We start from the raw sequence: 26,520 nt of genomic DNA on the forward strand, positions 1-26,520 counted from the left end.
GAAATACCATCAACTGCTCTTTCTGCTAAATTATAAGTTTTGGACTCACCTGTCAATTCGTTGGAACCAATGTCACCCTGAGCCACAATAGTACCTAATTCATCTGCACTTAAATGAACATTAATGTATCCATCAAAATCTAATAACTCAGTGAATGATATTGGTGCACCATTATCATCTGCTTCTATTAAGGTTTCACTAAGTCCAGTCTCACCGTTGATGGGTTCTAAAGAAACTGCAATGCCTCCACCAATAGCAGCAGAATTAAAATGAATATGAGCTGGATGCTCACCATCTGCCGGTGTTCCTGTTAGTTCTATAGTTAAAAGAGTAGACCCACCGTCTGTTTCCTCTAATGTTGCACTTCCGCTAACTCCAGAATCATTGATCTCACTTAAAGGGTATACTTTAGTTTCACCTGATAATTCTATGGTTTCATCCATTTCATCAGGTTGCATATCATCGTCTTCATTATCACAAGCAATAAATGTAGCTGATAACAACAGCAAGCTTAGTGACAAAAAATTCGGTATTTTTAATAGATTTCTCATAAAAAACTTTCTTTTTGTTTAACTTTTATATTCGTTTTGTTTAACATACTGTAGTTCGAATTGTTTTGACTAGTCACATGTGAACCTACACAGGAAATCTACGAACAAAAGGAATTTTCGGATTGATAGGGTTTGTGCTAAGACTAATATTCTTGCTTAAATCAATTTGGGCTAAGATTAACGCTAAACTTTAAACAACAAACCTTAGACATGATGGGGTTCAATGTTGAACTTAAGATTTTGAGAAAATTATCTGGTATTAGGAGGCAAGACATAAGCTAGGCTTGCTTAGAATATTTGAATTTGCATGAAAACTGGATTCAAACAATTGATGGAAACTCTAATATCGAATTTTTTAACAAGTAATTGTTTCTAAGCAAGCCTGAAGTGATTGTGAAAGGATATTAAACGATATTGCCAAAAGCCTTGATAATTCCAGCTTTCAGCTCAGGATGTTTTAAGTAGTATGCAATTGTCTCTGCTATTTGCTCTGGTTTAACCCAATCATCGAAGTTCATATCAGCCATTGCTTCTCTGTTGGGAGGTGTATCAATGATGCTAGGCACAATGACATGTGCACTTATATGATGTTCAGAGTAATCAGCATTAATAATATCTGCCAAGCTAAAAATTAGCTGCTTGGCTAAACCATAAGAAACTACATTTTTTAAATCAGCAGAAGCTAAGACTGGTTTAGCACCAATTAGGAATATTTGACCTCCTTTAGGCATCCTATCTAATAGTGGTTTCACTAAATTGAAAGCAGTATCAAAATTTAACCTGATCTGCTTATGAATATCTTCAATCGAAACATCTTTTATACTTCCGCCAGCATAACCACCGACAGTCAAAACGGCACCATTGATTTCTCCAAAAAAGTTGTTTCCTTGATCAACTGCTGCTGCTGAGGCTTTTGGATCCATCAAATCAATAGCAACTTTCTGAAAGTTATCATCTGAATTTTTGGCATTTTCTTTCTCTCCGAAAAGACCGAAAATCTGATTTCCTTCAGATTTTAATTTATCAATCACCGCACTTCCCAAATTCCCGTCTGCTCCACTTACTAATATATTCATAATATTGTCTGTTAATTTTTCTATTGATACTTCGAAAATTTTAATCAAATAAACTTGTCAAGTGTTGGACCTCACATGCTTGGTGTTTCACCAACCACAGTTCCTCATGTGGCCGACGGCACACAGACAGTAATCATAAATTCCACAGCACTAAAAATCAAGTTGGCTTGGTGAAATCTCTAAAATTAGGATTAGTTTATTTTTCAAATGTGATTCCATCAGGATTTGCTCCCAGCATTTCTAAATGTTTGCTCACAACTTTTACCATCGCATCAGGACCGCACACATAAAAGTGTTGCGTAAAGTTTTCCAAATGATTTTTTAAGAAATCCATATCTACCATTTTGTTTTCATGACCTTCAATATTTTGATGTGTCAAAGTAGAAATAAAGTTTTCGCCTAAAATATCATTAAAATAGGATTCTAAAATCACATCATCTCCTGTTTTATTAGAGAAGATTAATTTACATTCCCCTATCTCATTCTTCCTTTCCAGGTCTTTAAATATTGCAATGAATGGCGTAATTCCAGCTCCGCCAGCGATGAAAGTTCCAGTCCCTTTATATTCTATTGCACCCCACGCATCATCAACGATTAATTCATCTCCTTCAACAAGGCTGTCTATTTCGTGCGTAACACCTTGGTGGTCATGATATGTCTTTATTACAAATTCTAAATGATTATCTTTTGGGAGGGAAGTAAAAGTGAAGGGTCGTTTTTTGTCCTTCCAGTCTGCCTTATTGATGGCTACTTCTGTGGCTTGCCCTGGTGTGAACTTATAATTTTTTGGCTTCTCGGTTGTAATCTGTTTCACATTGTGTGTCAATGATAACACATCGGTGATTTTTACGGTATATCCCATTTCTATAAACTTTTAGTTCTCTTATAGAAACGAAATCAATGTAAATTGTTTTGATAGCATTGGTGCTAACCTTCCAGTTTTTGGACAATACTCTCTAAATCAATGCTTTCCCAATCTTCTAAAATGTCAGGACGCTGCATCACCTCATCCATAATTGTTTGTTGCTTTTTCCCAATCTCATAAGCCTCGGAATACCTTAAATCACTAAATGTCACCATTGAATAGAGTGGAATCCACTTTTTTGGATATTGTTCATGCAGCTTAGCTTCAATTTTCTTTTGAATCAGAAATTTTTCATCCGCTACTAAATCCCTCATTTCAACAAAGTTGTGCAAGGCTAAATCTGCTATAGCATCTCCATCCTTTTTTCTCAATACTTGATAATCAATTAATGTCTTTTCCCAATCATCCTGATGATTATTCAACAATTGATTAAGTTCATAGCAATCTTCAAATCCGGCATTCATTCCTTGGCCATAAAATGGGACAATAGCATGAGCTGCATCACCGATTAAAACACAATTACCTTTAACCCAAGGCTCACATTTAGCAGTCACTAAAGATGAAGTAGGATTTTGAAAATACTCCCCTTGGATATTTTTTAAATGCGGCAAACTATCAGGAAATGTATTTCTGAAAAAATTTAACACTTGCTGAGGTGTTTGCAAACTTTCAAAAGAAGGTTGGCCCTCAAACGGAAAGAATAAAGTGCAAGTAAAGCTTTTGTCCAAATTAGGTAATGCAATCAACATATATTGTCCCCTTGGCCAAATATGCAGTGCATTTGGCGCAATGGCGAAGTCACCATTTTCGGTTGCTGGGATCGTTAATTCTTTATAGCCGTGCGGAATGTAATACTGCTCATAATTATACCGATCAGTTTTTACCATTGCCTGCCGCATCTTTGAGAAAGCCCCATCGGAACCGAATAACAAGTCAAATTGCATAGTTTTTTCGGTACCTGAAGTTTCAAAAGTAACGCTAGTCCCTTCTAAATCAACTGATTTACAGGCATGCTCAAATTTTATCTCTACGCCCTCAGCCTCTGCTTTACTCAGTAATATTTTATTCAAATTTCCCCTGGAAACCGAATTAATATATTGACCTTCTTTTCCATAAGGTTGAAAAGTGAGTTCCCCGTCTTGGCTATGCATCATTCTGCCCTCCATGGGCAGCATGATCTCCTCGACTTCTTTGATAACGCCAATATCCTCTAATGCTTTTATCCCTCTTCGACTTAGGGCCAAATTGATAGATCGTCCTGAATCTGAAGAAGCTTTTCGCATATCGTCTCTTTTCTCATAAAGGCTCACTTTATAGCCTCTTTTTCTCAAGTAAATGCTTAAAAGTGCACCTACCAAACCTGCGCCAAGAATTCCGATATGTTTAATTTCTCTCTTCAAAATCAGTTTATTTTAGGACATTAACTGCTTCTCTCAACTTTTCTATAAATTGATACTGCTCTTCAAAAGTATTATACAAAGGGACTGGAGCTAAACGTATTACGTCTGGTTCTCGCCAATCTCCTAAAACACCCCTTTTCATCAATTCATCAAATAGTGGTTTTCCATACTTTAATAAATATAAGGATAATTGACATCCTCTGTTATCAGGATCTTTCGGTGTAAGGATTTCAAAAATCTTTTCTTCCTTATTGAATTCATTGATTAAAAATTCTAGATAGCCAGTAAGTAAAATACTTTTCTTTCGCAGGGCTTTCATGCCGACTTCCTTAAATATTTCTAATGATGCATAGTGAGCAGCATGGCCGAGTACATTGGTATTGCTTAATTGCCAACCGTCAGCTCCTTCCATAGGGATAAATCCTTTTTTCATCTTAAAACGCTCCTTTTCATCATGTCCCCACCAACCTGCGAAACGCGGTAATTCCTTATCATTTGCAAATCGCTCATGAACATAGATTCCAGAGACATTTCCCGGACCTGAGTTTAAGTATTTATATGTACACCAAGTTGCAAAATCCACATCCCAATCATGCAGCTTCAATTCTATATTTCCAGCGGCATGCGCTAAGTCAAAACCTGCATAGGCTCCTACCTTATGAGCTGCATTAGTTATTTTTTTTAGGTCAAAAAATTGACCAGTATAGTACTGTAAACCACCCATCATTACTAGAGATAGTTCGTTTTGGTGCTCCTCAATTGTTGAAATTATATCTTCAGTCCTTAAAGTATCCTCTCCCTCTCTAGGGGCAATTTCAACTAAGGCTTCCTTCGGATCAAACAATTTTGTTCCTCCATGATAGGCATGAAAGTTTAGTTGAGATTCAAATACGTATTGATCGGAAGGAAATGCACCTTTTTCTACAATAATCTTATACTTTTGGGCATTTGGGCGATAAAATGAAACCAATAGTAGATGAAGGTTCACCGTTAAATTATTCATCGGAACCACTTCAATTGGTTTGGCTCCAACAATTTCGGCTATAGCTTCTTTTCCGTATTCATGATATTTATACCAAATATTTTCTTTTTTCTTATTGAAATGACCTTCAACTCCAAAAAGCTCCCAATCTTTCATTTCTTTTTCTAGAAATGATCGGGTCCTTTTGGGTTGTAACCCCAATGAATTACCAGTATAGTAAATCACTTGCTGACCATCAATGATTGGTATATGGAATTCATTTCTATATTTTTTCAACGGATCCGCTTGATCCATTTTTTTTGCATATTCAAGAGTATTCTGGTAATTTTCAGTCATTCCGTATATTAATGTGTTATCGTTATTTAATTATATGTTTAAAAAGTAAGGCGTTATGCCTCAATAAAACCTCATCTTAAAATAAGCCCAGCTGCCTGTTCGATTCAAGTTCGATTAAATACTTTTTGTTCGCTAATCCGCCAATATAACCTGTTAAATTGCCATGCACTCCCACCACCCTATGGCAAGGAATTACAATTGGAACAGGGTTTTTACCGACCGCATTAGCCACAGCCCTAATTTTCTTAACATCTCCCATTTGGGCTGCTAATTTACCATAGCTAATCGTTTTTCCGTAAGGGATGTCAAGCAATTTTTGCCAGACTTCTTTTTGAAATTCTGTTCCTATTAAATTATAATCTATTTGAAATGTTTTCCGATGTCCCATGAAGTACTCCAAAAGTTGATTTTCTAAATTATTCACTACTTTCGGTTTTATTCCTTTCAAACTAAAATCAGGCTGATTAAATGAAATTTTGCCAATCTTATTTTTAGAGATACCTACGAGAAGCTTCCCGATTTTAGTGTCAATGAAGAATTCTTGATCAATGCCCTGCATATGCTTCTTGATGTAACCCCAACCATTTCAACGCATTTTGCCCTAATAGCTTTGATTTTAATTCAGCATCAAAACCACTTTCTTCAATAATTTTTCCAGGCTCCAACTCGCCTAAGGGGAACGGGTAATCTGTTCCTAATGCAATAAAATCTTCTCCCATGGTTTTAATCAAATATTCTAAAGTGGAGGGGTCATGAACTAAAGAGTCGACATAGAACTTTTTTAGGTATTTAGTTGGATGATGCGGATTATCAATAGCGCATAAATCAGGACGGACATCAAATCCGTGTCCTATTCTGCCAATTGTGGCAGGAAACGAACCACCTCCATGAGCAAAAGCTACTTTTAAATCGGGAAGTTTTTCAAAAACTCCCCCAAAAATCATCGAACATATCGCTCGAGATGTTTCAGCAGGCATACCCACTAACCATGGCAACCAATATTTGGGCATTTGGTCTTTTCCCATCATATCCCATGGATGCACAAAAATTGATGCTCCTAAGTCCTGAGCAGCTTCAAATACTGCAAAAACTTCAGGTGCTTCTAAATTCCAATCGTTGATATGAGTTCCAATCTGCACTCCCGCTAAACCCAGTTCTTTTATGCATCTTTCTAATTCTTTAATCGCTAAATCAGGCGCTTGCATCGGCAGTGTGCCTAATCCTATAAATCTGTCAGGATATCTGTCTACAATTTCGGCAATATGGTCATTCAGCATCATAGACAAATCAAGTGCATCGTCAGGCTTTGCCCAATAACTGAACATAACTGGAACCGTAGATAAAACTTGTACATCCACATGATGATGATCACATTCATGCATTCGGGTTTTAGGATCCCAGCAGTTGTCTTCTACCTCTCGAAAGAATTTATCATCCATCATCATACGGGCACAACAAGGCTTATGATGCTCTAAACGAATAAAGCCACCATAGCCGTATCGTTCACGCAAATCAGGCCAATTTTTGGGCAAAATATGCGTATGAATATCTACCTTTAAAGGTCTTTTTGATACTATGTCAGCTACTTTTTCCATCCTTGCAGAATCTGATATTAAAAAATATAAATATTAGTAATTTGGTACTCAATAAATATTAGATAAATTAACTCAACTAATTGCCAAATAGGCTCTATCTATACAAATCTTGGATCTGCTTCCATTACATGTCCGCAATTATCGCAAGTACGTTTTTCTTCTGATGTATAAAATTCTTTAAATCTGGGTTGAAAATCTTTTTCTATATCTATTAATGGAAAATAGGTTTCGTGAAGTTTATGGTTGCAATTATCGCAAAACCACAATAGACCATCTTTCATGTCAGTTCCTTTTCTGATTCTCTCCACTACTAGCCCAATGGATCCATCTTTCCGGATTGGGCTGTGTGGAGTTCTTGCTGGACATAGAAACATATCTCCTGGACCCAAATCCATGGTAACTGCCTGGCCATCTTCCTGGATTTTCACAGATATCTCCCCTTCTAATTGGTAAAAAAGTTCTTCTGTTTCATTGTAATGGTAATCTTTACGTGCATTTGGACCGGCTACGATCATTACTATATAGTCTCCAGCCTCGGTATATAAATTTTTATTACCGACTGGTGGTTTAAGTAAATCTCTGTTTTCTTCCACCCATTTTGTCAAGTTAAAAGGTCTTTTTATCGCCATAATTAATCAGTTTTGTATAGCTAAAAACAGTTATATCTGTGAATTGATTTTGTTAATCTTCTAAATTTAGTGAAATTAAGACGGAGTTTAAAATGAGTCAGATAATATTAACAGATGATGATATACATCTATAAAATTAATTAAAAATGGATCTAAATTTATCAGGGAAGAGAGTCATAGTGGGTGGTAGTACGGCAGGAATTGGAAAAGCCATAGCACTTGAATTTGCAAAAGAGGGGGCTCATGTCACCCTAATTGCTAGAGATAAAGGGAAATTAGAAGCTACTCTCAATGAACTCTCCAATACGAATCAAACACATCATTTCTTAGTTGCAGATTACAGTCACCCAGAATCATTACGCGAAGTGGTTTTAGAATACTGCGCTAAAAACCAGGTTGATATATTAATCAATAATACGGGTGGTCCAAGTCCAGGACAGGCCCATGAATCATTGGGAAAAGATTATATGAATGCTTTTCAGCAGCATTTGATTTGCAACCAGTATTTATCACAAGCTGTTATTCCAAATATGAAAAATGCAGAATATGGAAGAATTATAAATATAATTTCCACATCTGTTCGTCAACCCATACCTAATTTAGGAGTATCTAATACGGTTAGAGGAGCTGTAGCAAGCTGGTCTAAAACCATTTCAAATGAATTAGGCCCTTTTGGAATTACAGTAAACAACGTACTTCCTGGGGCTACAATGACAGGAAGGTTGGAAGGAATCATCCAGAACAAAAGTAAATCAACTGGGAAGAGTTTGGATGAAGTAAGTAAAGATATGCAATTGAATATCCCAACCAGAAGATTTGCAGAGCCAGTGGAAGTTGCTAACGCAGTTTTATTTTTATCTTCAGAAAAGGCATCATATATAAATGGAGTGAATTTAGCTGTTGATGGTGGACGATTAGACTGCATTTAAAATGATAAAAATAGCTAATTATATTGATGGTGATTTAGTTCCTCCAAAATCATCCCTATATATGGATGATGTGAACCCAGCTACTGCTGAAGTATTTGCTCAGATTCCGTTATCTAATCAGGATGATTTGAAAGCAGCCATCAATTCTGCAAATAAGGCTTTCCCGATGTGGAGCAAAATGTCTGTAGAAAAAAGAGCTAATTATTTGATGAAAATTTCATCTCTGATCAAAGAAAACCTAGATCAACTAGCCCAAGCGGAATCTCAGGATACAGGCAAGCCTTTACAATTAGCAAGAGTTGTAGATATTCCTAGAGCCAGTGCAAATATGGAGTTTTTTGCACATGCAATCACACAATTTAGCAGTGAATCACATTCAGGTAAAAATTCTATAAATTATACGTTAAGAAGACCAGTGGGGCTAGTAGCATGTATTTCGCCATGGAATTTACCGCTTTACCTATTCACTTGGAAAATTGCACCAGCACTTGCTGCCGGAAACTGTGTAATAGCTAAACCATCGGAAATCACACCATACACAGCATATCTTTTTAGTAGGCTTTGCATAGAAGCGGGATTACCCAAAGGAGTTTTAAATATTCTACACGGGCAAGGTCCGGAAATTGGTAATACTATTGTAGAAAGTGAAAATATCAAGGCAGTTTCTTTTACTGGGGGTACTACAACTGGAAGGAGAATAGCAGAAATTTCAGCCCCATTGTTCAGGAAAGTATCACTAGAATTAGGCGGTAAAAATCCAGCCTTGGTGTTTGCTGACTGTGATTTGGACAAAGCAGTAGAGGGTTTAGTTCGCGCTTCATTTACAAATCAAGGAGAAATCTGTTTGTGTGCTTCTAGAATTTATATAGAGAAGTCTATTTATGAGCAATTCAAAGGGAAGTTTGTCGATAAGGTGAAGGCTTTGAAAGTAGGGGCGCCAGATGAGCAGTCTAGCAATATGGGGGCGTTGGTTTCGGCTCAACATTTAGATAAAGTTAGGAGATATATTGCTATAGCAAAAGAAGAAGGTGGTAGACTATTATGTGGCGAAGAACCGATAGAGTTGGAAGAGAAGTATAAACACGGATATTTTCTTCGGCCTCATGTTTTTGAAAATTTGCCTAATACCTGCACAACAAATCAAGAGGAAATATTTGGTCCTCTAGTTAGTCTAAATGTGTTTCAAGGTGAAGAAGAAGCTCTTTTGTTAGCAAATGACAGTGAATATGGTTTGGCTTCAAGTATATGGACTAAGGATTTATCAAAAGCTAATCGAATAGCAGATCAAATTGAAACAGGGATTGTGTGGATTAATTGCTGGATGAACCGAGACTTAAGAACGCCATTTGGCGGTATGAAGAATAGCGGATTAGGACGAGAAGGAGGATTGGAAGCTTTGAGATTTTTTACTGAGCCTAAAAATGTCTGTATTGAATACTAAAGTGTAGAAATGCAAAAAGCCAATCAAAATTACTTGATTGGCTTTTTTATAAAAATTGTTTTTTGTTTTACGCTGAAGCTGATGAACTGTCAGTAGGCGCTGCCTCTGGACTTGGTTCTTTTAGTTTAGCAATGTGGAAAGTCTTTCTAGCTTTATGTCCACAATATGAGCATTTGAAATATTTCATTAACTCTCCATCTTCAGTTACCGTTGGAGATTTAATAATTTCCTCTTTAACAACTTTTAAAGTCTGGTAATTACACTCAGAGCATTGCAATGCATGCAAGTGACCAGAATACTTTTCAATTTTAGTATATCCCGTTTCTTCATCTACCCAAACGTCATAATCTACAGAGAAAATATCTTCTTCTGCCTGCATACCTTCATCTAAGTAAACATCCTCTTCTTCTTCACTAAGAAGTTTCATAGGCTTGCCTGTTTTAGGTGAAACTCTAGGAGTATAACGTAATTTTTTTAATCTCTTCTCAATGTAAAAAGGATAGTAAAACCTTAGTACATTTTGAATGATTACTCCAATGATAAGAGCCAACATAGCAGATACAAAAACTTTTACGGATAACCATAAAAATTCTGTCTCACCAAATAGGGAATTTACCCAAATAACAGCACCAATTAATATAATTACAGCTGATCGCCATAGTACATCAATTTCGTTTTTGTTAATGTAATCATACTTTTGTTTAAATTCACTTAAAGTACCTAACCTCAAGTAATAAAGTAAAACAAGTAAGACGGCTACCCCAATGATGACCATACCAACATACGGTCCGTATTGGTTTATCATGTCAAAGATGCTTTGGTTATTCTCTGCCATAATTCAGTTTTTTAGTGATGGTAAATTTAGTTTTCAAATGCGAAATTTCAATATATCTCAAGTAAAAATACTATGAAACTTTAAGCAAGTTAAAATTAATTCCTTAAAATTCTATCAATAAAGTTATATAAATTAATTGAAATACCTAAAAAATATTTTTTTTATTCTGTGTAGTTAAGCTAATACTCAAACTGCATATATCTAATATACTAATATATAACAAATTACGTTAAAAATACGTGCACATTAAAATTAATGGAAAATTAATTTTCGCTGGAGTAAATTAGCAAATTGATAAAAAATATTTTGATTTATAACAACCTTATGGTCTTTAATTGGGTCTTTAAATTATTCGGCTAAATCTAACCGGATATAATTTTGTATTTATATTTTATAATTATTAAAAGAGTTAAACTATGATGAAATTTTTGAGAAATGGACTGTTATTTGCTTTAACAGGAGCTTTTGTTTTCACTGCTTGTGATCCGGCAGAAGATGAAACTCCGGTTGGCAGTGCGCCAAACGTAACGGTGTCAGTTGAAAATGAGCAGGATGTATATCTTCCTGGAGATGTAATTGACTTGGTGGTAGATTTTACAGCTGATGATCCTGTGGTAGGTGCAACTATTAATGCTGAAACTGAAGAGTTTATATTGACTTTTGATGCAACTGGAATATCAAGCAATGTAATTGATTTAAATGAATTCGATGTTGCAGGAAGTACAGAAGGTAGTTTCACAATAAACGGTATTGAAATTCCAAATGAGTTTGCGAACCAAACTTTAACTTTTACAATAGAAATGGAAGATGAAGAAGGAAGATCAGGTCAGGGCACTTTGGACGTTGAAGTTGGAGAAAATGAAGAGCCATTGGTTAATTTTAGTGCCATTCTATTAGCAGCTCCATTGCAGAATGCTGAAGGAACAACAGCTAGTAAAACGTCTCAAACTTTCTTCAGTACAAATACTGGTGAAACCTACTCAATGGCTCAAGTTAATGGTAGTTCGCAACCGCTTTCTGCCGATATAGACTTTGGCTATTTTTATGGTTCCGGTAACAATCAAACTGCAGCCACTATAGCCTCACCGGCAAATTATCCTTTTGAATATGGACAAAATGCTTGGGGAACTAGAAATAACACTTTGATTAGAGCAACATCTGTTACAGAATCTCAATTTAACGAAGCTAATTTGACTTTAATTAATGAATCATTTGAGGATGGAACAGCTGGAAATACGGATGGGCGTATCATAAATCTTTCAGAAGGCGATGTACTGGCTTTTGAAACTGATGGGTCTAAATCCACAGGTGCAAAACGTGGCTTATTGTTAATAGAATCAATAACTCCGGGTGATGGTGAAAACGGTCAAATCGAGTTTTCAATAGTAATGGAAGAGTAATTAATATTCTTTCTTAAAAAAAAATAGGCCTAGAATTGTTTCTAGGCCTATTTTTTTATTTCTTTTATCATTAGCTAATTGCCTTCAGTGCCTGTTCATAATCAGGTTCATTACCAATCTCTGGAACTAACTCAGTGTAAATTACTTCTCCTTGCGGATTTACAACCACAACCGCTCTTGCATTTAAGCCCTTAAATCCGCCATCGAGCAATTCAACTCCATAATCCTTGCCGAAGCTCTCATTTCTAAAATTTGAAACTGGAATTGCATTTTCAATTCCTTCTGCACCACAGAATCTTGCCTGAGCAAATGGTAGATCTTTTGAAATACACAGAACTACAGTATTGTTTAAAGAAGCAGCTCTTTCATTAAATTCTCGAACTGAAGTAGCGCAAACACCTGTATCAACACTAGGAAAAATATTTAATATCACATTTTTTCCGTTGTAATCTGCAAGTGAAACTTCAGACATATCGGTTTTAACCAATTTGAAATCAGGTGCCTTTTGACCTTTGGAGGGTAAATCTGCTACTGTATTTGAAGGGTTTCCACCCAATGTTACCTTTGCCATATTATTTTTTTTCATTTAGTTTACCTTTGCTAAACTTGAATTAGTTAGAATAGTTACTGGTTTTTGATAAAGATTATAAAAATGAAGGATTTAAAATTGTATGCTGTCGTTTTAGGTGGAAGGGCAGAAAGATCTAATACTGAATTACATGATGTTGTTTTTGCAATTGGTAGCAAAATAGAAGATTGCTATTTCCAATTATTAGAAAAGTGGTTTGGCCTTCCTGAGAAAATGCATATTGATTCTTATATGGAGTTGGAGGTTGTGGATGGATATGAAATCAGTTTAGACAAGAAGAAAAGTTTAGAACCAGAGAAAAAACTGTTCTTCGTTAATTTGGGAGCGTATAAAGAAGGAGATTTTATGGAGCATCATGCCAATACCTTTTTAGTGGGTAAATTAGCAACAGAAATCAAAAAAAGAGCGAAGGAGAAATTATTAAACGGCTATGATGAAGTGCATAAAGATGATTTATACGAAGTGGATGATATGATTGCTATTGAAGAACTGAATGGATACCATATTCATTTAACTCCAACCGAAAAGAGAGAAAATCTCAAGCCTAATAACGGTTATCACGTATTACCCAAAAAAGTGGTAAAGGAATTTTTAGCTCAGAAATAAGAAAAGGGATTTTCTAATCCCTTTTTCTAATTCTCGTTTATTTACTTTTCCTTTTCTTTATCCATGCTTAAGGCTTTAAACAAAAATATTAAAAATCCTCCGACTGTTATGGTAAGGCATACTACCATTCCTATTATTGCTTCCGTGCTCATTTTTTAACAAATTTTTTGTAAAACCATCCATTAAATACTATTGCTATTAATAATGCAATTCCCCACTGCGTAACAATCGTTGCATTACTATATATATCCATCACATTCCAATTTCCATTTTCGTCAAACCACGGATACTCACTGTAGCCTTGGCTCATCCACCAATAAACAAGGAACAAGCCTGCCACAAAGTTGAAATAAATCATTCCTGTGAAATAGATTGGAGAAACTTTGAAATCTGAATTTTGATCAATGAAATCTCGCTTGAATTTTGCTGGTCCGTATCTAATGATTAGGAAAGAAATAAAAATACCACTCACTAATAAACCGACTCCCCATACCCAATCTTGATTTTCGAAAACGGACAAAAACCAGGCGGATGGAAAACCAATAACAAAACAAGCTGCACCTGCGATAATGGCTGCTTGCTTTTTGGATAAACTATAATCAGTCAAATTCTTTATGATTAATTGCATCATCGGCAGTATCGAACTAAATGCAGCCATAGCAAAGGCTCCAAAGAAAATCCAGGAAAGAAATGGACCACCTGGCATCTGAGCAAACAATTGTGGCAAAATAGTAAAGACTAATGCGGTATTGCCATCATGTAAAAAGGCTACTGCTTCATCTGGAGTTGCAGCCATGGCAAATACTGCAGGTAAAATTGCCATTGCAGCTAATAAAGCAGCTGTATTATTTCCAAATGCCCCTAGAAATGTATTTAAAGTAACGTCTTCTTTCTGTCTAGAAAATGAACCAATTGTGATCATTAAACCCCAGCCAGCACCTGTACTCCAAGCGGAATCGGTGATTGCCTCTATCCAAATAATGGGATCTTTAAATTTCTCTACGTCAATCGTAAATAAATATTCCAAACCTTGCGTTCCACCTGGCATTTGTATTGCGAAAGCGGCCACTACCATTAGTAGAATGAAAAGAGTAGGAATTAAAATCTTGTTTGTTTTCTCTAGTCCCTGCTTAATTCCTTTGCTAAGCACCCAGATTGCGATACTAATGGTAAACATATAGCACAGCACAGCTTGCCAGCTAGAATTAGATAATCCTGCCCAAAATGTTTCCATGAAATTCACATTAGGATCTGCGAATTGCTCATTCATGGCTCCTGAACCAAAAATATAATCGATCAGGTTTTGGGTGTTTAAAATGAAATATCTTAAGGACCATCCTGTTACAACTGAATAGTAGAAAGCGATCCCCATCGTAACTATTGTCACGAAAACACCCATCCAATTGAACTTCTTGCCACCAAGACTACCCAGTGCTCCTAGGGTACCCTTTTTGTAATGCTTACCAATAGCTAATTCTGCCATCAGTAATGGTATGGACCATACTACTAAAAATAACATCCAGAGAATGATAAAAGTACCTCCATGCTCTCCAGCTATTCTAGGAAACCGCCATAAGTTTCCTGCACCAATAGCCATTCCTAATGCAGCAAGAATTATTCCCCACCTATTACTAAACTCTTCTGTTTTTTGCGCCATAAAAGTCTTATTTGCGATTTAAAATAAGCCGAATTTAGCTAAACATCTGACTTTGTCAAAGATATGAAGGGATTCGTTTAGGGCTTATGAAGGAAATAGCCCCTATTTTTAAAATCTTTTGGGATTTAATTATGTGATTCTAATACGGATAGAATGTATGATGGGCTTTAGTCTGCTTTCTGCTTTTTGGCTTTTTGATTGAGGTATTTTACTAATTTCTCGTATTCGGTATTCTCTTTATTAGAAAGTTTAATGACTTTTTTCTTACCATAGGGGATTTTCGTTTCTCTGAATTCACCCTGCTTGGTTTTGACTATGTCTTCTCTCCAACCTCTGATTTCATCCAGTGGTAGTTCCACTCTACTCCGGCTTATGGGAAAAAAAATATTTAATTTATTATTACCTGCTTTTACAATTTTTATTGCTGCTAATAATTTCCCCAAAACCAATAATGCTATAACCAAAGTAATGGGTGTTAATATCAATTTTACGATGAAAAAAGACTCACTTTTTAGCAGACTATCCAATAAAAGAAAAAAGGAGCCAAAAACTAGCACCAAAAATATACTTAGAGCGAAAATGGTATTAAATCGTGGTTTTGATACTATCATAAATCTTCAACATCAAATTCTAAATCAATTACAGAAAGCAATTCTAGTTTTCCTTGCTCGAACATTTGAGGTAATTCAATTAAATCAGTTCCCTTTTCAGCTTTATAATTATTGTAATCTTGAAAAATAACACCTTTTACTTTTTCTTTATTAATCGATTCTCTGAATCTCACGCCTCCGCCCTCAGTTTCATAAGAATATGCAAAATAATCCATCTCATAAGTGCTCGTATTGAACCAAAACATAAAGATATCTTCATAATCTTTACCCCCGCCTTCTTTTTTGAATGTTACTTCGATGGTTTTATAAGGTCGCCCATTTATTAGAACATCCTCTCTATTGTGTGCTATTACAGCCTCGTCCTTCAAATTGTAAGGCAATAGGGCAAAATAATGAACCGAATTTACCGAATTAGAATAGGCGGCAGAATCTTTGCTTGATAACTCAACTTCTTTTCCGTCCCGTAATCTTCTGAATCCATCATTATCTAAAATATCATTAATTTCTCTATTGAGCGAATCTTTAAATATTCTTTCATACTTAAAATTTCCTCCGAAGTGTTGAAGTTTATAGAATTTATCTCGGAATTGAAATTGAGTACTTATATTTTCATAGGCATCTCCGCCATGGTTTTCAATGGCTGTTTGAATTTGTATTTCAACTGACTGCTCACTTGGGTTACAAGCAGCTAGCAAAACTGTAATAATTATTATTCCAATAACATTTCTCATAGAACTGAAATACGCCTTAACATTAAAATAGTTTGGAATGCATGACAATCCACCTTTCTGGCAATTCACCTTTTAAAGCCTGTTGATAATCGGAGTAGCTACAAGGAACTATTGAATTTCTATTAAATCGGTTGTTTCCTGATGGATTTGGAACTTCCATCCACCATTTATCTATAAAATTACTTTTATAGAAAGTTAAGGTTTCTGGTTCCATAGGCATAGAAACCACATATTTCATATAGTCATTTGAACGGAAATCCCTAGATTCTTTTCGATGATAAAACCCTTCAATGAAATACCAAATCATCGTGGATAAAACTGCTGCAGACTTATTGGATTCATCATCTTTGGTAATATCAAATTCATAAAATCCTATGGCGCTTAATTTTTCATTGATCCCTGCATACCAGCATAATTGACAAGCTTCTTCACCAGTCAGGCCAAATGGTTGAGCATTTGCTGTAGCTGGAAAATCAGAGGATTTTAAAGCCGTTAAATCAAAACTGAACATATCGGCCTGCCGAATTACGGGTTCCATTTCTTTTAAATCATGACGTAATGCACCTATTCTATGCGCTTCAAAATAGAGTTTTTCGAGCGTGTTGATTGCCTGAGGGTTTACTAAATAAGTTTGATAAGCTAAATGGCTGTAATTGAATAAATAATTTGGCTGATGCATCAGCAATTTCTGAATATGCTGCTGATTGGCAGGAGCTTCTTTATCCTCCATGTCTAAAAATGCATCTACATTTAAAACACTGATGAGCTTGTCCATTTCTTCGTAAGCCAAATATTGTGCAAATCCCATATCATGTGAACCTCCAATCAGAATGGGTAGCACATTATTTTCGATGCAAGCATGGCAAACTTCTTGAACTCTTCCGAATGTTTGTTCTGTGTCTATGGCTTCAGATATATTACCTAAATCCACAATATTATAGGCCCCAGAGCCTTTTGTCAATCTGTAAAGCTTTTTTCTTAAGGCATCGGCACTTCCCGCTGTACCAGCGTTCTCTTCATTATTGCCTTTGTCGGATATGCCAATTAAAGCAATATCGGCACTTTTATAATCAGGAAATTTCTCCTGGTAAATTTTTATGTTTTTGTAAAAGCTCCCCTGCTTTTTGATGTCGGAAAAAATCTCCTCGGGAACGGGGCTAAAGAAAAGTCTTAAATCCATGGCTTGAATTTAATAACAATAATTTGATGGACATGAATTTTGGAGTAAATGATTTGATAATCTGTAAAAGCTTAACTCCAAAGTATTCTTTTCTGGATATCTTGGTAAATTTTCAAATTCAAATTACCTTAATGTATAGCTGACCAAGCCTTAATTAATCACTTCGTGATTTATTTTAACCACAAAAGAGACTAAAGATAACAAAAGGAAATAATCTTGATTATTTCTACACCAACTCAGTAAAGTACTCATTTACAAAGGTTTTTTGTCCTTCATTGTAGAGGTTATAAACATTAAAATTAAAAAGGATTCCCTTAGGGATTTTTAAGTTTCATATATGAAAGCAGCTGAGCTTCATGCACTGGCAATATTTCTTTTGCAGCTTTTTATACTTACAAATTGCAATCGGTAATTCTACTTTTGTTGACTTTTGAATCTATTGTGGTATAGAAATAATGTCGAAGACATTAACTAAAAGAGTTCAATTCACTTTGGCTCTCACCATTTCCTTCTTTCCGGGAGGACCAGGTAAAGTTTCCACTTCAAAACCAACAGATTTCAAATCTCTTTTTAATTGCCCTTTGGCGCTGTAGGTTGTAAATACACCACCATCTTTCAGTAAATTAAAACATTTCTGCATTAGATCAGCTGTCCACAGTTCTGCCTGCTTACTCGGGGCGAACGCATCAAAAAACAAAACGTCAAACTTTTGATCTATTTGTAAATTTTCGAGCTTTTTTTTGATTTTGTGAATTGAAAAATATGGATTGATTTCTACCTTCTCACCCCAAATGCTTGTATGTATTTGCTCAAAAGTTGCTTTCAAATCATCACCATCAATCGAAGTAGCGTAATTCAATTGACTTATAATCTCCATATCCAAAGGAAAAGGCTCAATAGTAGTGAAATTTATTTTCACCTCATTTTCCATAGCAAAATGTGCAGCCAATAAAGCATTTAAACCCGTACCAAACCCTACTTCAAAAATATCTACCTGCTTAGGTAAACCTGATTTTGTTCTCCAAAATCGCAGGCCTTTTTCAATAAATACATGAACAGATTCCTGTAGTGCACCATGAAAAGAATGATAGGTTTCTTTTAATTCTTCATGGTAAAGTGAATGGGACCCGTCTTCAGTAGTTATAATTTTGATATTGTCCATGACTAATTATCTAAATCACTTTGGTGATTAACTTTATAAATCAAAGCGACCGCATGCGCATCAATCCCTTCTTCTCTTCCCACAAAACCTAACTTCTCAGTGGTCGTGGCTTTCAATGATAAATCGTCCTCACTGATTTTCATAACTTTAGCCAAAACAGTTCTCATTTCAGGAATATGAGGATTGATTTTGGGCTTTTGCAAGCCTACCGTTACATCTAAATTACCAACTTCGTATCCTTTTTCTCGGATCAGGGCAATGGTCCTTTCCAATAAAATCTTACTATCAATTCCTTTGTATTGAGCATCCTGATCTGAAAAGTGATAACCAATATCGCGTAAATTAGCTGCCCCTAATAAGGCATCACAAATTACATGGATTAAAACATCTGCATCTGAATGACCAACTCCGCCTTTGTGATAATCTAGTTTAATGCCGCCTAGCCAAAATTCTTCTCCTTCAGCCAAACGATGCACATCATATCCGTAACCAATTCTGAAATTCATTTTTTTGCTTTATAGTAAATAGTAGAACAATTTTCGTCTTGCAATATTTCATTTGAGACAGTATGGATGTCTTTGGTGCTAACCGCTTTGATCAAATCTGTTTCTTCATTTACCAAATTCGGATTTCCCATAGCAGCACCAAACGCAATAGACATGGCACGGTTTAGAATATCAACCTCCCCGTATACGATGGTGGAAATTGCTTGGTTTTTAACCTTTTCCAATTCTTTATTAGCCACTTCCTCAGCTTGTAATTCCTTTATAATTTGTTGAACGGCAAGGTCGGCATTCTTTAAACTAATTCCTGATGAAACTTGACCACTAATTACGAGTAGTCCAGGATCAACCGAGCCTGTTACGTATGCAGCCAAGCTAGAGAAAATTCCGTCTTCCTTGACTAGTTTTTTGTAAAGTCTGCTTGATTTTCCTCTACCTAAAATATCGCTCATCAAATCAGAAGCATAATATTTTTCATCCGTTTTGGCAGGCATGTGATAAGCTTTATACAAAGCATCAACTGGCACATCCGATTCTATTTCCAGAAATCTTGCTTCTTGCTGTTTGGGCTCTTTTGGTAAATTACGGTTTCTCTTCTCACCGGCAGGGATTTCCCCAAACCATTTTTCAGTTAAGGCCTTAACATGCTCCGTTTCTACATTTCCAGCAATCACCAAATAAGCATTGTTGGGTCTGTAATGAGTAAAGAAAAATTCCTTAACGTCATCCATGGTAGCATTCTTAATATGAGAAATTTCTTTTCCAATTGTAGCCCATTGATAAGGGTGTTTTTCGTAGGCCAAGGGACGCATTTTCAGCCATAAATCACCATATGGCTGGTTTAAGTACCGTTGTTTGAATTCCTCAATCACAACACTTCTTTGTACCTCCAAAACTTTTGGATCGAAGGAGAGTGACATCATCCGATCAGATTCTAGCCAAAAAGCGGTTTCTATGTTTTGGGCAGGGAGTGTTATGTAATAATTGGTTACATCCGGACTTGTGAATGCATTATTTTCACCTCCAACCCTTTGAAGTGGCTCGTCATAGTTAGGGATGTTTTTTGATCCCCCAAACATCAAATGCTCAAATAGATGGGCGAAACCAGTCTTGTCGGCTTTTTCATCTCTAGAACCCACATCATAAAGTAGGTTAATAACGGCCAAAGGTGTATTTTTGTCCTCGTGGACATATACATTTAAACCATTATCAAGCGTAAAAGAATTATATTTTATCATAAGCTAATGAGTGAATCAAAAATAAAAAATATAATGGCTTTTGCAGATAAGACCATTACTTTAAATTTGTCGGACAATAGTTTCCGATTTTTTAAGGAAACCCAAAGATAGAAACACTAATTTAAAAACTAAACTTAAACCTTTAAAGCCTTTCTTTAAGGTATTTTTTCATGCAATTCGATAGAAAAAAATTAACCGACAGTCAGCTCATCAACTTATACAAACAAATTTTGTTACCGCGACTCATTGAAGAAAAAATGTTGATTTTGCTGCGGCAAAATAAAATTAGCAAATGGTTTTCTGGAATTGGACAAGAAGCTATTTCAGTTGGTTCAACTGCCGCTTTTCAAGAAGATGAATACATATTACCAATGCATAGGAATCTAGGGGTATTTACTAGTCGGAATATCCCATTGAGCAGATTATTTTCTCAATTTCAAGGTAAAATGCAAGGCTTTACAAAAGGAAGAGACCGTTCTTTCCATTTTGGAACTAATGAATTTCATATTGTTGGGATGATTTCTCACCTAGGCCCTCAATTAGGTGTGGCTGATGGAATTGCACTTGCCAGCAAATTAAGTGGAGAAAAGAAAGCAACTCTTGTTTTTAGTGGTGATGGAGGTAGTTCAGAAGGAGACTTTCATGAAGCATTAAACGTAGCAGCTGTATGGGACTTACCTGTGATTTTCATGATTGAAAATAATGGTTATGGGCTATCCACACCAAGCAATGAACAATTCAAATTCAAAAACTTTATAGACAAAGGTCCTGGATATGGAATGGAGGCCATTAAAGTGGATGGTAATAATATTTTGGATGTTTATCATGCAGTAGATAAAGCAGCTAAAAAAATTCGTAAAAATCCAAAACCTATTTTAATAGAAGCTATGACTTTCAGAATGAGAGGACATGAAGAAGCTTCAGGCACCAAGTATGTCCCACAGGAATTATTTGATAAATGGGCTAAAAAAGATCCTGTTAATAATTATGAGCAGTTTTTACTTAAGGAAAAAATTATCTCTCAAAGTGAAATAGATGATTTAAGGGCTGAGATAAAAGCAAATATAAATAACGGATTAAAACTAGCAGGAGAAGATATTTATCCTGAAGTGAATACTGAACAACAAGTTGCTGATTTGTTTTTGCAAGTTGAATCAACAGTAATAGAGCCGAAAACGGATAATAAGAGTCCAAAAAGATATGTTGATGCTATTTCGGATGGTCTAAAGCAATCATTTGAAAAATATCCACAGCTAGTGATAATGGGGCAAGATGTGGCCGATTACGGAGGAGTTTTTAAGATCACGGAAGGCTTTATCGATAAATTCGGGAAAGATAGAATCCGAAATACGCCCCTCTGCGAATCAGCTATTATTGGGATTGGTTTGGGAATGAGCATTAAAAAACAAAAATCAGTGATAGAAATGCAGTTTGCTGATTTTGTGACATGTGGGTTTAACCAAATCGTGAACAATCTGGCTAAATCTCATTACCGATGGGGTCAAAACGCTGATGTGGTGGTAAGAATGCCAACAGGAGCGGGAGTGGCCGCCGGTCCATTTCATTCTCAGTCCAATGAAGCATGGTTTTTTCATACTCCTGGGTTGAAAATTGTATTTCCGTCCAATCCTTATGAGGCCAAAGGTTTACTTACTGCGGCAATAGAGGATCCTAATCCTATAATGTACTTTGAACATAAGGCGCTTTACCGGTCGTTGACTGATGATATTCCTGATGATTATTATACCGTGGAAATCGGCAAAGCCAATGTTATTGAGAAAGGGACAGACATTTCTATAATAACTTATGGAATGGGAGTTCATTGGGCAAAAGAGGCAATGAATGATTTAAGCGATATGTCTGTTGAGTTGATTGATTTAAGAACATTGTTACCTTGGGATAAAGAAACGGTGAAAGCCAGTGTACTGAAAACTGGGAAAGTATTGATTTGTAATGAAGATTGTCTTACAGGAAGTATAAGTGGTGAAATAGCCGCATGGATTAGTGAAAACTGCTTTGAAGCCTTAGATGCACCTGTGATGCGAGAAGGAAGTTTGGACACCCCAGTTCCTTTTAATGCAGATTTGGAACAAAACTTTTTGCCAAAAGAAAGAATCAAAAATAAATTGAGAAAATTGGTAGATTATTAGATTTAAGTACATGTCCCGATGAAAAATTTATTATTCTAAAAAATGGGGTTAAATTGAAGGTTTCGTAAATACATTTTGTTAGAGAAAATACTATATCGACCAGTTGGAGTATCATTAGTCATAGTTTTGCTATGTTTTTTTTCTATTCCTCATAAAATTTTCGCACAAGAAACTGGCGGAAAAAAATTGGAGGTATCAGAGAAGAAAAGTCCAGAAAAAATGGACAATAAAAAAGTAAAGACATCCAAAAGAAGGAAAGCGAAAGGTAATCCAAACAGAGGTAGTAATAAGGTAATCGTTATTAATCCTTTTAAGTGGGATTGGGATAAAGTGATGTGGTTTAAGGCGAGAAAAAGTGATTATGAGACTAAAGATTATAATCCAAACAAAAGACCCAAGCGTAAAACGTACGATAATAAACCAAACTATCAATCAGCTGACAGAGAAGCTATTACGAATCCATCCAAATTAAAGACACCTTTAATCCCCTATGATAGTAGAATTGCAGAAGAAGGTCCTGTTCTCCAAAGAAAACAAAAGCATAAAAACGTCAATTTGCAAAATGGCGGGCCTCAAGATACCCCAAAAGCAATCAATTTAAATGATCCTTCCCAGACGTTATCGAAAGCTGCAAAAAAAGATAAACAGAGCAAAGTAGATGGGAAAAAGCTGTATAGCAGAAGAAAAGATAGAGACAAAAAACCGTTTGATAATGATAAACTTGAAACTGCATCAGTTCCGGATCTAGATCCAAAAATGGATGATGATAAAATCATGTTTAGGAAACAAAAGAATGATTATTCAAAAATGGATAATGATAAGCTAATGCTTGTATCGAAACCTGATTACAAATCAAGTAAGCCTGACGGGGATAAATTATTTACCGTAGATGCCTCCAATAAAAAACCGAAGCCCTTCGATAATGATAAGTTGATGACTGAAACAGTTCAGGATAGAAAAAGAAATAAGTTTGACGATTCAAAGTTGATGGTCTCAGAACCGGCAAATAGAGACCGAAAACCATTTGATGATGATAAGTTAATGACGACTAGCGTAAACAAACCCAAAAAACAAGATTTGCATGACGATAGGCTTCTGACGGTTCTAGAAAAGAGAAAACCTACCGATGAGATGAAGCAAACCAGTAAGGACATATCTAACTTAGATGGAAATTACTCAAGACATTTCTATGTTAGTAGCGAATCCCACCCTGGTACAAAAATACTAGCCGCGGAAAATTCTAAATTGCCTTTCTTTGCTAAAACTTTTCAATCTGTTTCTTCGTTTTTCAGCAGTGTTTGGAAGGATGATACGCAGCCTAATTACGTAAATCGTAAGAAACCTAAAGAAAAAAGAGATAAGAAAGAAGGGCAGATTTGGGATAACTCCGTCCATCCCGATACTTGGAAGAAGCAAGAAGCCGAATCAGGAGAAGAACAATAAAATTTGAACTATGAATTGGGAAAGAATAGAAAGTCTAGATACTTTAGATAAAATTGTTGAAGAATCTAAACAGAGTCCTGTTATTATTTTTAAGCATAGCACTAGCTGTTCTATTAGTGCTATGGCTCTAAACAGATTAGAGAGAAGCTGGAATCAAGATGAAATGAGAGAAGTAAGGCCTTATTATTTGGACTTAATTTCTCACAGGGATGTCTCCGATGCTGTAGCAGCTAAATTTGGAATCATGCATCAGTCACCTCAGATTCTGTTAATTAAAAATGGGGATTGTGTTTATGATGAATCACATATGGGTATAAGTTACCAAAATTTGAAATCGGGAGTAGCTGCTTAATCTATAGTAGCGTGAAGTTTATATTTTGTTCAATATCAGGATGTAAGCTTTTTGCTACAGGGCAATTTAGAGCAATTCTCTTTAATCTTTCAATTTCCTTATTAGATAGATTAGTTTTCCAGTCAATATTGACGGTTATGGCTTTGATTCTTCTGGGATTTGAAGCCATTTCTTTTTGTAAATCGCAACTAATATCGCCCAAATCTAGATCGTTTTGGTCAGCATAAATTCCCATGACAGTCATCATGCAACTGGCAAGGGAGGTAGCTGCCAAATCCGTAGGAGAAAAATATGCCCCCTCTCCATTATTATCTACAGGAGCATCGGTCAAAATTGAATTTCCCGAACGATTATGCGTAGCATTTGTTTTTAATGGGTGGATGTATTTAATTGATGAGGTGGCCATAAACTATATTGGGTTTTTATCGTTATTTTCAAACGCAAGTTAGTATAATTCAGGGATTTTAACTTCTTTCGAATATTCTAAAAGTGGTTTTTGGTGAAAGGATTGAAAAATATTTAGATTCTGAAACTAAAGCATTAAATTTGCGATATTACAGCATTGAAATGAAAAAAATATTTATACTTTTTTTACTAATATTTTCTTTCACCTTTGAGGTCAAAAGCCAAAAAGATAATCCATTCGAATATGGGCAAGAATTTTTATTTGGGGTAAGTAAAGCCACAAATGGAGGCCTTTTCTCAGGTGGCTTCTTTCGCTATAGTGCTAAAAAATCAGATAGAGTCTTTCAAACTTATGGAATTGAAATAGCCAATGTAAGGCATCCTCAAGAAAGAAGAGTTCCAAGTCCCACATTTTTCAGCTCATCTAGTTTTTATGAAGGCAAAGAAAAATATTTGATTAGCTCCCGTTTAATGTACGGATATGATCTATTGCTTTTCAAGAAAGCAGAACAAAAAGGTGTGCAAATTAATGGGGTCTTTATGGGTGGACCAACCTTGGGCTTCGTTTCGCCCTATCTTTTAAGAAGTGAGGGTGGAGGTTTGGTTACATACTCGCAGTATTTAAATGGATCCTCAATTATAGGTCCGGCAGGGTATTTTTCAGGAATTGATCAAATGGAAGTTGTTTTGGGAGCTCATATTCGTGCATCGCTACTATTTGAATTTGGTACTTTCAAAAGTAAAGTAACTGGATTTGAGGTTGGATTTTTAGGTGAGATTTTTTCCAGAGAAATTCAATTGGTTCCCTTGGGCACTAAGAATTATAACTTTTACCCGGCTGCTTTTGTAAGTATTTTGTTTGGGTCTAGAAAATAGATTTAGAATAGATTAAAGAATTAATATGATAGATTTACCGGTAGTAAGCCAAGAAGAGAAAAAGAAAAATAAAAAGCCGGATTGGTTAAGGGTGAAATTACCTGTTGGTAAGGAATATGCTAATGTTCGTAAAATTGTGGATGAAAATAAGCTTCACACCATTTGCGAAAGCGGTAATTGCCCAAATATGGGAGAGTGCTGGGGAGCAGGGACTGCTACTTTTATGATTTTGGGAAATGTATGTACGAGAAGTTGTTCGTTTTGTGCGGTAGCAACGGGACGTCCGCCAGAGTATGATGAGCAAGAGCCTCAAAGGGTAGCTGAAGCTATCAAAAAAATGGGGGTTAAGCATGCAGTTTTAACTTCTGTTAATAGAGACGAGTTGAAAGACCGAGGTGCCGAGATTTGGTATCAAACCGTAGTTAAAACAAAGGAACTTTCCCCTGAAACTACCATCGAGACATTAATTCCTGATGTTAAAGGAAAGTGGGATGCTTTATATAGAATGATTGAAGCAGGTCAAGAAGTTGTTTCGCACAATATTGAAACCGTTCCTAGTCTTTACAGAAGAGTGAGACCTCAAGCCAAATACCAAAGAAGTTTGGATCAAATTAAATTGACCAAAGAGTATGGCAAAAGAACAAAAACAGGAATAATGGTTGGCTTGGGTGAAACTCAAGAGGAGATGTTTGCTACAATGGATGATTTGGTTGCTCATGGATGTGATATTTTAACAGTGGGGCAATACTTACAGCCTACAAAACGGCACCATGATGTGATGGAATATGTCCATCCTGAAGTATTTGATATGTATAGGGAAGAAGGTTTAAAAAGAGGATTGAAGTACGTTGAGTCTGGTCCTTTGGTTCGTTCTTCTTACCATGCTGAAAGACACGTAAACGTTCCTATTTAAGGAAGTTAATATTATTTAGAAACCACAGCTTAAGTGAAATCCGCTTATATTGCTGTGGTTTTTTC

The 26,520-nt window shown here is 35.8% G+C and carries 27 protein-coding genes; 9 read left to right on the plus strand and 18 right to left on the minus strand.

Features of this window, described 5'->3' with window-relative positions; all coding sequences use genetic code 11:
• From AAC601_RS17830 to AAC601_RS17865, 8 genes are all read right to left on the minus strand, one after another.
• Window positions 1-551 (minus strand): CHRD domain-containing protein (locus AAC601_RS17830; protein ID WP_340154011.1); only part of this gene is annotated, 551 nt, incomplete at its 3' end.
• A 404-nt stretch (window positions 552-955) separates the two neighbouring features.
• Complete coding sequence (locus AAC601_RS17835; RefSeq protein WP_303271643.1) at window positions 956-1,627, minus strand: SDR family NAD(P)-dependent oxidoreductase; 672 nt, start codon at window positions 1,625-1,627, stop codon at window positions 956-958.
• A gap of 196 nt (window positions 1,628-1,823) precedes the next feature.
• Window positions 1,824-2,489 (minus strand): FAD-binding oxidoreductase, encoded by a 666-nt coding sequence (locus tag AAC601_RS17840; protein ID WP_340154012.1) that lies wholly within the window; start codon window positions 2,487-2,489, stop codon window positions 1,824-1,826.
• Between the two features lie 65 nt (window positions 2,490-2,554).
• Window positions 2,555-3,892: an NAD(P)/FAD-dependent oxidoreductase gene (locus AAC601_RS17845; protein ID WP_340154013.1), complete on the minus strand. Its 1,338-nt coding sequence runs from the start codon at window positions 3,890-3,892 to the stop codon at window positions 2,555-2,557.
• Between the two features lie 7 nt (window positions 3,893-3,899).
• Window positions 3,900-5,210, minus strand: a complete 1,311-nt coding sequence (gene kynU, locus AAC601_RS17850; RefSeq protein WP_303271646.1) for a kynureninase — start codon at window positions 5,208-5,210, stop codon at window positions 3,900-3,902.
• A 76-nt stretch (window positions 5,211-5,286) separates the two neighbouring features.
• On the minus strand, window positions 5,287-5,769 hold the full coding sequence (locus AAC601_RS17855; RefSeq protein ID WP_303271647.1) for a methylated-DNA--[protein]-cysteine S-methyltransferase: 483 nt from the start codon (window positions 5,767-5,769) through the stop codon (window positions 5,287-5,289).
• The gene (locus tag AAC601_RS17860) at window positions 5,756-6,805 is read right to left on the minus strand and encodes an amidohydrolase family protein (RefSeq protein WP_303271648.1); all 1,050 of its coding nucleotides are present in this window, start codon (window positions 6,803-6,805) and stop codon (window positions 5,756-5,758) included. Before AAC601_RS17860 ends, AAC601_RS17855 begins: the two co-directional genes overlap by 14 nt.
• 98 nt (window positions 6,806-6,903) lie before the next feature.
• The gene (locus AAC601_RS17865) at window positions 6,904-7,434 is read right to left on the minus strand and encodes a 3-hydroxyanthranilate 3,4-dioxygenase (protein ID WP_340154014.1); all 531 of its coding nucleotides are present in this window, start codon (window positions 7,432-7,434) and stop codon (window positions 6,904-6,906) included.
• A 146-nt stretch (window positions 7,435-7,580) separates the two neighbouring features.
• On the opposite strand from AAC601_RS17865, the gene AAC601_RS17870 reads away from it, so the two are divergent.
• Both AAC601_RS17870 and AAC601_RS17875 read left to right on the plus strand, forming a co-directional pair.
• The gene (locus AAC601_RS17870) at window positions 7,581-8,363 is read left to right on the plus strand and encodes an SDR family oxidoreductase (protein ID WP_303271650.1); all 783 of its coding nucleotides are present in this window, start codon (window positions 7,581-7,583) and stop codon (window positions 8,361-8,363) included.
• A gap of 1 nt (window position 8,364) precedes the next feature.
• Window positions 8,365-9,804: an aldehyde dehydrogenase gene (locus AAC601_RS17875; RefSeq protein ID WP_340154015.1), complete on the plus strand. Its 1,440-nt coding sequence runs from the start codon at window positions 8,365-8,367 to the stop codon at window positions 9,802-9,804.
• Window positions 9,805-9,871: 67 nt separating this feature from the next.
• On the opposite strand, the gene AAC601_RS17880 is transcribed toward AAC601_RS17875, so the two are convergent.
• A complete protein-coding gene (locus AAC601_RS17880; RefSeq protein WP_303271652.1) occupies window positions 9,872-10,639 on the minus strand; it encodes a hypothetical protein in 768 nt (255 codons plus the stop codon).
• Window positions 10,640-11,055: 416 nt separating this feature from the next.
• Here AAC601_RS17880 and AAC601_RS17885 point away from each other — a divergent pair, with 416 nt between their 5' ends.
• Window positions 11,056-12,039, plus strand: coding sequence for a hypothetical protein (locus AAC601_RS17885; RefSeq protein ID WP_340154016.1), 984 nt, complete (start codon window positions 11,056-11,058; stop codon window positions 12,037-12,039).
• 70 nt (window positions 12,040-12,109) lie between these two features.
• Here AAC601_RS17885 and tpx read toward each other — a convergent pair whose 3' ends face one another.
• The gene (tpx, locus tag AAC601_RS17890; protein ID WP_340154017.1) at window positions 12,110-12,625 is read right to left on the minus strand and encodes a thiol peroxidase; all 516 of its coding nucleotides are present in this window, start codon (window positions 12,623-12,625) and stop codon (window positions 12,110-12,112) included.
• A gap of 66 nt (window positions 12,626-12,691) precedes the next feature.
• On the opposite strand from tpx, the gene AAC601_RS17895 reads away from it, so the two are divergent.
• A complete protein-coding gene (locus tag AAC601_RS17895; RefSeq protein ID WP_340154018.1) occupies window positions 12,692-13,234 on the plus strand; it encodes a DUF1543 domain-containing protein in 543 nt (180 codons plus the stop codon).
• A 148-nt stretch (window positions 13,235-13,382) separates the two neighbouring features.
• On the opposite strand, the gene AAC601_RS17900 is transcribed toward AAC601_RS17895, so the two are convergent.
• From AAC601_RS17900 to AAC601_RS17930, 7 genes are all read right to left on the minus strand, one after another.
• The gene (locus tag AAC601_RS17900) at window positions 13,383-14,891 is read right to left on the minus strand and encodes a sodium-dependent transporter (protein WP_303271656.1); all 1,509 of its coding nucleotides are present in this window, start codon (window positions 14,889-14,891) and stop codon (window positions 13,383-13,385) included.
• 167 nt (window positions 14,892-15,058) lie between these two features.
• Window positions 15,059-15,502 (minus strand): hypothetical protein, encoded by a 444-nt coding sequence (locus tag AAC601_RS17905; RefSeq protein ID WP_340154019.1) that lies wholly within the window; start codon window positions 15,500-15,502, stop codon window positions 15,059-15,061.
• Window positions 15,499-16,233, minus strand: a complete 735-nt coding sequence (locus AAC601_RS17910; RefSeq protein ID WP_340154020.1) for a DUF6503 family protein — start codon at window positions 16,231-16,233, stop codon at window positions 15,499-15,501. Before AAC601_RS17910 ends, AAC601_RS17905 begins: the two co-directional genes overlap by 4 nt.
• Before the next feature lie 22 nt (window positions 16,234-16,255).
• Entirely contained in the window at window positions 16,256-17,413 is a 1,158-nt protein-coding gene (locus tag AAC601_RS17915; protein ID WP_303271659.1) for a formimidoylglutamase, read from the minus strand.
• Between the two features lie 481 nt (window positions 17,414-17,894).
• Complete coding sequence (mnmD, locus tag AAC601_RS17920) at window positions 17,895-18,575, minus strand: tRNA (5-methylaminomethyl-2-thiouridine)(34)-methyltransferase MnmD (protein WP_340154021.1); 681 nt, start codon at window positions 18,573-18,575, stop codon at window positions 17,895-17,897.
• A 2-nt stretch (window positions 18,576-18,577) separates the two neighbouring features.
• Complete coding sequence (ispF, locus tag AAC601_RS17925) at window positions 18,578-19,081, minus strand: 2-C-methyl-D-erythritol 2,4-cyclodiphosphate synthase (RefSeq protein WP_303271661.1); 504 nt, start codon at window positions 19,079-19,081, stop codon at window positions 18,578-18,580.
• Window positions 19,078-20,316 carry a pitrilysin family protein gene (locus tag AAC601_RS17930; protein ID WP_340154022.1) on the minus strand — a complete coding sequence of 413 codons (1,239 nt, stop codon included), beginning with the start codon at window positions 20,314-20,316 and terminating at the stop codon, window positions 19,078-19,080. Before AAC601_RS17930 ends, ispF begins: the two co-directional genes overlap by 4 nt.
• Window positions 20,317-20,486: 170 nt before the next feature.
• Between AAC601_RS17930 and AAC601_RS17935 the strand changes: the two genes are divergently transcribed.
• The 3 genes from AAC601_RS17935 (at window position 20,487) to ytxJ (ending at window position 24,261) form a co-directional block, all read left to right on the plus strand.
• Window positions 20,487-22,466 carry a dehydrogenase E1 component subunit alpha/beta gene (locus AAC601_RS17935; RefSeq protein ID WP_340154023.1) on the plus strand — a complete coding sequence of 660 codons (1,980 nt, stop codon included), beginning with the start codon at window positions 20,487-20,489 and terminating at the stop codon, window positions 22,464-22,466.
• A 219-nt stretch (window positions 22,467-22,685) separates the two neighbouring features.
• On the plus strand, window positions 22,686-23,909 hold the full coding sequence (locus AAC601_RS17940) for a hypothetical protein (RefSeq protein WP_340154024.1): 1,224 nt from the start codon (window positions 22,686-22,688) through the stop codon (window positions 23,907-23,909).
• 10 nt (window positions 23,910-23,919) lie between these two features.
• Window positions 23,920-24,261 (plus strand): bacillithiol system redox-active protein YtxJ, encoded by a 342-nt coding sequence (gene ytxJ / locus AAC601_RS17945; RefSeq protein ID WP_303271665.1) that lies wholly within the window; start codon window positions 23,920-23,922, stop codon window positions 24,259-24,261.
• A 1-nt stretch (window position 24,262) separates the two neighbouring features.
• Here the strand turns inward: ytxJ and AAC601_RS17950 are convergent, their stop codons facing one another.
• Window positions 24,263-24,667, minus strand: coding sequence for an OsmC family protein (locus AAC601_RS17950; RefSeq protein ID WP_303271666.1), 405 nt, complete (start codon window positions 24,665-24,667; stop codon window positions 24,263-24,265).
• Window positions 24,668-24,828: 161 nt separating this feature from the next.
• Between AAC601_RS17950 and AAC601_RS17955 the strand changes: the two genes are divergently transcribed.
• Both AAC601_RS17955 and lipA read left to right on the plus strand, forming a co-directional pair.
• Complete coding sequence (locus AAC601_RS17955; protein WP_340154025.1) at window positions 24,829-25,542, plus strand: hypothetical protein; 714 nt, start codon at window positions 24,829-24,831, stop codon at window positions 25,540-25,542.
• Between the two features lie 25 nt (window positions 25,543-25,567).
• Window positions 25,568-26,455 (plus strand): lipoyl synthase, encoded by an 888-nt coding sequence (lipA, locus tag AAC601_RS17960; RefSeq protein WP_303271669.1) that lies wholly within the window; start codon window positions 25,568-25,570, stop codon window positions 26,453-26,455.
• Window positions 26,456-26,520 lie beyond the last annotated feature (65 nt).

The sequence above is a fragment of the uncultured Marivirga sp. genome (assembly GCF_963974845.1).
GTDB lineage: Bacteria > Bacteroidota > Bacteroidia > Cytophagales > Cyclobacteriaceae > Marivirga > Marivirga harenae.

Excerpts from the sequence above, each read along its gene's own strand:
- AAC601_RS17865 (WP_340154014.1), bottom strand. The coding sequence starts at position 7,434 with ATGGCGATAAAAAGACCTTTTAACTTGACAAAATGGGTGGAAGAAAAC.
- kynU (WP_303271646.1), bottom strand. The coding sequence starts at position 5,210 with ATGACTGAAAATTACCAGAATACTCTTGAATATGCAAAAAAAATGGAT.
- AAC601_RS17855 (WP_303271647.1), bottom strand. The coding sequence starts at position 5,769 with ATGCAGGGCATTGATCAAGAATTCTTCATTGACACTAAAATCGGGAAG.
- ytxJ (WP_303271665.1), top strand. The coding sequence starts at position 23,920 with ATGAATTGGGAAAGAATAGAAAGTCTAGATACTTTAGATAAAATTGTT.
- AAC601_RS17905 (WP_340154019.1), bottom strand. The coding sequence starts at position 15,502 with ATGATAGTATCAAAACCACGATTTAATACCATTTTCGCTCTAAGTATA.
- AAC601_RS17870 (WP_303271650.1), top strand. The coding sequence starts at position 7,581 with ATGGATCTAAATTTATCAGGGAAGAGAGTCATAGTGGGTGGTAGTACG.
- AAC601_RS17915 (WP_303271659.1), bottom strand. The coding sequence starts at position 17,413 with ATGGATTTAAGACTTTTCTTTAGCCCCGTTCCCGAGGAGATTTTTTCC.
- AAC601_RS17835 (WP_303271643.1), bottom strand. The coding sequence starts at position 1,627 with ATGAATATATTAGTAAGTGGAGCAGACGGGAATTTGGGAAGTGCGGTG.
- AAC601_RS17940 (WP_340154024.1), top strand. The coding sequence starts at position 22,686 with ATGGACAATAAAAAAGTAAAGACATCCAAAAGAAGGAAAGCGAAAGGT.
- ispF (WP_303271661.1), bottom strand. The coding sequence starts at position 19,081 with ATGAATTTCAGAATTGGTTACGGATATGATGTGCATCGTTTGGCTGAA.
- AAC601_RS17950 (WP_303271666.1), bottom strand. The coding sequence starts at position 24,667 with ATGGCCACCTCATCAATTAAATACATCCACCCATTAAAAACAAATGCT.
- AAC601_RS17955 (WP_340154025.1), top strand. The coding sequence starts at position 24,829 with ATGAAAAAAATATTTATACTTTTTTTACTAATATTTTCTTTCACCTTT.
- AAC601_RS17875 (WP_340154015.1), top strand. The coding sequence starts at position 8,365 with ATGATAAAAATAGCTAATTATATTGATGGTGATTTAGTTCCTCCAAAA.
- AAC601_RS17930 (WP_340154022.1), bottom strand. The coding sequence starts at position 20,316 with ATGATAAAATATAATTCTTTTACGCTTGATAATGGTTTAAATGTATAT.
- AAC601_RS17935 (WP_340154023.1), top strand. The coding sequence starts at position 20,487 with ATGCAATTCGATAGAAAAAAATTAACCGACAGTCAGCTCATCAACTTA.
- AAC601_RS17885 (WP_340154016.1), top strand. The coding sequence starts at position 11,056 with ATGATGAAATTTTTGAGAAATGGACTGTTATTTGCTTTAACAGGAGCT.
- AAC601_RS17910 (WP_340154020.1), bottom strand. The coding sequence starts at position 16,233 with ATGAGAAATGTTATTGGAATAATAATTATTACAGTTTTGCTAGCTGCT.
- tpx (WP_340154017.1), bottom strand. The coding sequence starts at position 12,625 with ATGAAAAAAAATAATATGGCAAAGGTAACATTGGGTGGAAACCCTTCA.
- AAC601_RS17880 (WP_303271652.1), bottom strand. The coding sequence starts at position 10,639 with ATGGCAGAGAATAACCAAAGCATCTTTGACATGATAAACCAATACGGA.
- mnmD (WP_340154021.1), bottom strand. The coding sequence starts at position 18,575 with ATGGACAATATCAAAATTATAACTACTGAAGACGGGTCCCATTCACTT.
- AAC601_RS17895 (WP_340154018.1), top strand. The coding sequence starts at position 12,692 with ATGAAGGATTTAAAATTGTATGCTGTCGTTTTAGGTGGAAGGGCAGAA.
- AAC601_RS17840 (WP_340154012.1), bottom strand. The coding sequence starts at position 2,489 with ATGGGATATACCGTAAAAATCACCGATGTGTTATCATTGACACACAAT.
- lipA (WP_303271669.1), top strand. The coding sequence starts at position 25,568 with ATGATAGATTTACCGGTAGTAAGCCAAGAAGAGAAAAAGAAAAATAAA.
- AAC601_RS17860 (WP_303271648.1), bottom strand. The coding sequence starts at position 6,805 with ATGGAAAAAGTAGCTGACATAGTATCAAAAAGACCTTTAAAGGTAGAT.
- AAC601_RS17900 (WP_303271656.1), bottom strand. The coding sequence starts at position 14,891 with ATGGCGCAAAAAACAGAAGAGTTTAGTAATAGGTGGGGAATAATTCTT.